The following is a 4,290-nucleotide window of genomic DNA, read 5'->3' on the forward strand; positions in this document are numbered from 1 at the left end:
ACAGCTCTCGCTGCTTTCCGTCGACGAATTGTCGGAGCGCATCGCCCTGCTGCGCGACGAGATCGCCAGGCTTGAGGCAGAGCGGGCCGCCAAGAGCGCCACCAAATCCGCCGCCGACGCATTGTTCCGGCGCGGATAATTTCGTCGGCGCGCAAGACCGCCGCCGAAAAGCCCCAATACGCCTGTTTTCAGACCCCGGCGCCCGAACCAGGATCAAGCGATGTTTGCAACCTACCGACCGATCCTCTCGCTGCTGCGCGGTACCGCCTTCCTGCTCGCGGCATCCGGCCTGCACGGCCTGCTGTTGCCGCTGCGCGGCCAGATCGAGGGCTTTTCGACCGCATCGCTCGGCCTGATGGGCACGGCCTGGGCAGGCGGCTTCGTCACCGGCTGTTTCTTCGCCCCGCGCCTTGTGCGCCGCGCCGGCCATGTCCGGGCCTTCGGCGCCTTCGCCGCGTCGGGCGCCATCATCGCGCTGCTCACCGGCCTCATCATCGATGAATATTTCTGGATTCTTTTGCGCGCCTTCACCGGCTTCACCATGGCCGGCGCCTTCATGGTGATCGAGAGCTGGCTGAACGAGAAGGCCACCAACGAGAACCGCGGCACCGTCTTCGGCCTCTATATGATGGTTACCTATGCATCGATCATGGGCGGCCAGATGATCGTCGCCGGCGGAGACGTACGATCGGCCTCGCTGTTCATGATCACCGGCATCCTGTTTTGCCTTTCGCTCATTCCGACGGCGGTTTCTACCCAATCGACCCCGAAGCCGCTGCAGGACGTCAAGCTCGACGTCAAAGGCCTGTACGCCAATTCGCCGGTGTCGGCGGTGGCGTGCCTCTTGATCGGCATAGCCAACGGCGCCTGGGGCACGCTCGGCGCCGTCTATGGCGCGCGCATCGGCATCTCCACCGCCGAGATCGCGCTGATGATGAGCCTTGTCGTCGTTTCCGGCGCCGCCATGCAGCTTCCGGCCGGGCGCCTTTCCGATACAACCGACCGCCGCTTCGTGCTGGCGGGTGCTGCCTTCGGCGCGGCCCTGGTCGCGGTGCTGATCTTCATGTTCGCGCCGCGCTCGGGCGTCTTCGTCATCGTGCTGACCGCTGCGTACGGCGCTTTCGCCTACACGCTCTATTCGATCGCCGTCGCGCATGCCAACGACCATGCCCGCGCTGAGGACTTCGTCAAGGTTTCGGGCGGCCTGTTGCTGCTCTACGGCTTCGGCACGATGATCGGCCCGCTTTTGGCCGCGGCCTTGATGGGTTCGGTGCGTACGGAGGGGCTTTTCCTGGCAACTGCGCTCGCTCATCTCAGCCTCGCCGGCTACACGCTGCTGCGTATCCGCGCCCGCGCGCCGGTGCCGATCGAAAACCGCGATGCGTTCAAGACGCAGCCCGCGGACCGCGCCGTCACGCCCGAAGCAACCCGGCTCGATCCGCGCAGAAAGATTGAAACCAATAGTTGAGATTCCGAAAACTTTGCCCCACAAATAACGGCATGATGTTTTCTGACGCCTTTGTGGCGATAGCCGACCCCAATCGGCGCTATCTCTTGGAAGAACTCCGGCGCGGCCCGAAGACGGTGAACGAACTGGCGGCCGGATTGCCCGTCTCGCGCCCGGCTGTTTCCCAGCATCTGAAGGTTCTGCTCGATGCCGGCCTTGTCAATGCCAAGGCCGAAGGCACCAGGCGCGTCTATACTGTCAGCAGCGCCGGCTTCCTTAGGCTGAACATCTGGCTCGACCAGTTCTGGGAAACGGCGCCGGGGGAATGATCTAAACCGCGTCGCGATCTTTCAGATTCGCTCCACGCTTAGGTTTTTGATTTCACGCATGTCTTTGTCCTCGATACCGGTTCCCACTTTCGGGAGACATGCTTTAGCCGTTGTTGTAGGGGAAGAACTTGAAATAGGGCTGCGCTTCCTCGACCACGCGGGCAAAGGATGGGCGCGCCAGCAGACGATCGTGATAGCGTTTCAGCGTCGGAAACCTGTCGCCGAACGGTTCAACCTTGTTGGCATAGAACAAGGCGGGTGAGGCCGAGCAGTCGGCCATGGTGAAGGTGTCGCCGACCGCCCAGATTTTTTCCTGCATCTCCTTTTCGACGATGTCATAGGCGTTGCGCAACTGCGCGCGGCTTTCCTCGACGCCGAATGGATCGGTCTGCTTCTTTGGCCGCAGCCGGTCGCCGACGATCTTCTGCATCGGCGCCTGCACGTAGAAATCATAGAAGCGGTCGGCCTGACGGACCTGAAGGGCAAAGTCGATGTCGGTGGGCACCAGCGTGACAGGCCCGGGATAATGCGCAGCCAGATATTCAATGATGATGGTCGATTCCAGCAGCGTTCGCTCGCGCGCATCGTCGCGCAGCGCCGGCATCTTGCCAGTCGGCGACACTTTCAGGAACGCCGCGCGCGAGGCCTGGTCGCCGAGATTGACGATGACCGGATTGAATGGCGTGTCGTTCTCGTAGAACGCGATCAGTGGCTTCCAGCAAAACGAAGCCAGCGGGTGGAAATGGAAAGTCAGGGACATGCTTGGCCTCTTTGTCGCCTTCAATCACGGTTGAAGAATTCACCTGTCGCATGCCGGCCGCGTCAAGTTCCGGCCGTTCGGCGCGATAGCGTCGATGATCTGCCGCCAGTCGTTGCGGTGCAGCTCATGGCCGCCGCCTTCGATCTTGACCAGCCTTGCGCCGGGAACCACCTTTGCCAACGCCTCGCCATGTTCGATCGGAAAGAGCGGATCGGCGGTGCCGTGGATGACGAGCAGCGGTGCCATCAGGTCTCGCACCGTCCGTTTCGGGCCGCCGCCCTTGAGCAGGAAATGGTTGGTCGCGCTGGCGAGGCCGCCGGAGCGATCATAGTCCGCCTCGATCATCGCGTGCGTGCGTTCCTCGTCGAATGGATGGCGCGTGCTGGCGATCGCGCGGGCGTCCTTGACCATGAAGTCGAGCACCTGCTTCCTGTTCGACCAGTCGACGTCGCCGCCTTGCGCCGAATGCTCCTTGTAGGCTTCGGTCGGTCCGGGCAGGCCGGACGTATCGACGCCGAGCGGCGAAGATGAGATCACGGTGAGCGCGCTGACGCGTTCAGGATATTTCAGCGCCACGTTCTGCGCGAGCATGCCGCCCATCGACAGGCCGACGACATGCCCCTTGCCGACGCCGTGGTCATCGAGCACCTGGATCGCATCGTCCACCATATCCCCGAAATTGTAGGGCGGCGTGCCCGGCGGGTATTTCGTCGACAGTCCAGTGTCGCGGTTGTCGTAGCGGATGACAAAGCGGCCGCGCCTGGCGAGTTGCCGGCAGAAGGCTTCCGGCCACCACAGCATCGAGGCCATGGCGCCCATGATCAGAAGGATCGGCGGATCTTTCGGACTGCCGAAGCTTTCCGAAACGATGTCGGGGCGCTGCGCCGCGTAGGTCATCTGCTCCTCCAATCCGATTGCATTTTGCAATCAGTTGCACGATAGTGAAACCGATATCATAATGCAACTGGTTTTTCTGGAGACTGCCATGAACATCGACCGCCGGTCCGGTTGCCCGATCAATCTGTCGCTCGAAGTGTTCGGCGACCGTTGGAGCCTGATCATCCTGCGCGACGTGATCTTTGGCGGCCGGCGCCATTTTCGCGAGCTGCTCAATGGCTCGCTGGAGGGCATCGCCTCCAACATCCTGGCCGACCGGCTGAAGCGGCTGATGGCGCTCGGCCTGCTGACCAAGGCCGACGACCCCAGCCACAAGCAGAAGGCGATCTACAGCCTGACCGAGATGGCGATCACGCTGGTGCCGATCATGGCGCAGCTCGGCGCCTGGGGACGCGTCTGGCTGCCGGTCAGCGAAGAATTGTCGATCCGCGCCGAGCTGCTCGAAAAGGGCGGTCCGCCGCTATGGGAGCAATTCATGGACGAGTTGCGCCATGAGCATCTAGGCGCGCCTTCGAGGACGCCGCCCGGCGCGCCGAGCGTGCGCCAGCAGTTGCGGGCCGCTTATGAGGCCGTCGTCGAGCGCAAGGCCGAGGAACTTCGCCACATCAAGACAGAGGCTTGAAGCCCGTTGCGCGGATCGGGTGCAGCGCGCCGCGATTTAAAGCATGTCTCTCGAAAGTGGAACCGGTTTCGGGATAAGACATGCGTATCAAAGACCTAAAGCGCATGGAGCGAATCCGAAGGATCACGACGCGCTTTAAGCTGAAGGGGACGCACGTAAGCGCGTCAGATGCCCTCGCCGGCGAGCTCTTCCGAAAGCGTTGAAACCTGGTCCTGGGCGCTGCGCATCATCGGAT

At 62.5% G+C, this 4,290-nt stretch carries 5 protein-coding genes and 1 pseudogene; 4 read left to right on the top strand and 2 right to left on the bottom strand.

Annotated elements, in window-relative coordinates; genetic code table 11:
- From EOA27_RS24805 to EOA27_RS24815, 3 genes and pseudogenes are all read left to right on the top strand, one after another.
- The coding region (locus EOA27_RS24805) for a DUF1192 family protein (RefSeq protein WP_127257488.1) at positions 1 to 139 on the top strand (139 nt) is incomplete at its 5' end.
- A 27-nt stretch (positions 140 to 166) separates the two neighbouring features.
- A pseudogene (locus tag EOA27_RS24810) lies at positions 167 to 1,468 on the top strand (MFS transporter); the annotation flags it as partial.
- Positions 1,469 to 1,500: 32 nt separating this feature from the next.
- Positions 1,501 to 1,776, top strand: coding sequence for a metalloregulator ArsR/SmtB family transcription factor (locus EOA27_RS24815; protein ID WP_040998815.1), 276 nt, complete (start codon positions 1,501 to 1,503; stop codon positions 1,774 to 1,776).
- Positions 1,777 to 1,879: 103 nt separating this feature from the next.
- Here EOA27_RS24815 and EOA27_RS24820 read toward each other — a convergent pair whose 3' ends face one another.
- The gene (locus EOA27_RS24820; protein WP_126080825.1) at positions 1,880 to 2,536 is read right to left on the bottom strand and encodes a glutathione S-transferase family protein; all 657 of its coding nucleotides are present in this window, start codon (positions 2,534 to 2,536) and stop codon (positions 1,880 to 1,882) included.
- Positions 2,537 to 2,575: 39 nt separating this feature from the next.
- Positions 2,576 to 3,433 (bottom strand): alpha/beta hydrolase, encoded by an 858-nt coding sequence (locus EOA27_RS24825; protein ID WP_126080824.1) that lies wholly within the window; start codon positions 3,431 to 3,433, stop codon positions 2,576 to 2,578.
- Positions 3,434 to 3,521: 88 nt separating this feature from the next.
- Here EOA27_RS24825 and EOA27_RS24830 point away from each other — a divergent pair, with 88 nt between their 5' ends.
- Positions 3,522 to 4,055 (top strand): helix-turn-helix domain-containing protein, encoded by a 534-nt coding sequence (locus EOA27_RS24830; RefSeq protein WP_126080823.1) that lies wholly within the window; start codon positions 3,522 to 3,524, stop codon positions 4,053 to 4,055.
- Positions 4,056 to 4,290 lie beyond the last annotated feature (235 nt).

The sequence above is a fragment of the Mesorhizobium sp. M2A.F.Ca.ET.037.01.1.1 genome (assembly GCF_003998075.1).
In the GTDB taxonomy this organism is placed as follows: Bacteria; Pseudomonadota; Alphaproteobacteria; order Rhizobiales; family Rhizobiaceae; genus Mesorhizobium.